The sequence below is a fragment of the Gaoshiqia sediminis genome, assembly GCF_025907915.1.
GTDB lineage: Bacteria > Bacteroidota > Bacteroidia > Bacteroidales > Prolixibacteraceae > Gaoshiqia > Gaoshiqia sediminis.
Map to the genome: position 1 here is coordinate 1 of NZ_JAPAAF010000097.1, position 1,259 is coordinate 1,259.

1 protein-coding gene is annotated in these 1,259 nt (G+C 36.3%); it reads left to right on the forward strand.

The window, feature by feature from the left end; genetic code table 11:
* The first annotated feature begins 100 nt into the window (after window positions 1–100).
* Window positions 101–1,243: an IS4 family transposase gene (locus tag N2K84_RS20130; RefSeq protein ID WP_282593631.1), complete on the forward strand. Its 1,143-nt coding sequence runs from the start codon at window positions 101–103 to the stop codon at window positions 1,241–1,243.
* The last annotated feature ends 16 nt before the right edge of the window (window positions 1,244–1,259 follow it).

Below are 1,259 nucleotides of genomic sequence, written 5' to 3' on the forward strand. Positions count from 1 at the left end.
AATCATTAGTGTTCGAAACATGATTTTGTCAACACGTGGTTGTTTGTAAAATACTAATATTCAGCATTAATCCAGTGTAGCCATGGCTTATATTTGATTTGTGAATGCAAGGCAAATCATTAATTATCTTCCTGTTGAGCTTTTACAAAAGCTCAGTTTGGAATATAATGTTGATTTCCAAGTGAAGAAACTGGATGGAGTTTCTATGTTCAAACTGCTATTGTATAGTTTTCTTACAACAAGAGAAACAAGTTACAGGGTTATTGAAGAGATTTACCATTCAATTTCTTTCGCGAAGGTGGCTAGCTCTGTAAAACAGGGAGTTAAATATAACTCTATACGGGACAGGCTAATAAGCATTAATCCTTCTTTTTTTGAGGCGATATTCAAAGAATGCTTACAAAAGTTTGAAGCGCATCTCCAGCCCTCATCTAATATCGTTTCGTTTGACTCGACCTTGGTTGCTGCGTCTTCCAAATTACTCAAGAATGGTATGAAGATCAACAAAAAGGGGGATAAGCGATACGTGAAGTTCACAATGGGTTTCCGAAAGATCCCTGTCTATGCTGCTATTTTTAATGACCAACACCATCTATCAGAGGATATTGCACTTGGAGAAGCAATCATGGATTATACGAATAAGGACGATGATATTATCGTATTTGACCGTGGGCTTCAATCGCGAAAAGTATTGGAGCAACTATGCTTCGCGGAATATCAATTTGTAACAAGAGTAAATCCCAATATCCGATATAAAATACTGGAGGAGTTAACAGTCCCAACTAATAATGACCTTTCAAGTTTGGCCATTAAGCATGATTACGTAGTACAATTATTTGATAAAAAGAACAAACCCACAAAAAGTTTTTATAGGCTAATAATCAGCGAAAAGGAAGGTAGTCCGTTACTCTTTCTAACTAACATTAAAGACTTGCAGGCCTACGAAGTAGCTCATATCTACAAGGAACGCTGGCAGATAGAGGTCTTTTTCAAGTTTATAAAGCAACAACTCAACTTTAGCCACCTACTGTCACGCGATGAGGACGGAATACGTAATGTCCTGTATCTGACATTGATTAGCTCAATCTTATTGACTGTATTTAAAAATGTTAATAATTACAAGGGCTATAAAATCCCTAAAATTAAGTTAGCCAATCAACTTGAGGCCTTACTTATTGAAGATATTGTTATTCTTTGCGGGGGAAACCCTCAGTTAATCAGGACGTTTTATAATTCGAGTTAGGTTTCGAACACTAATG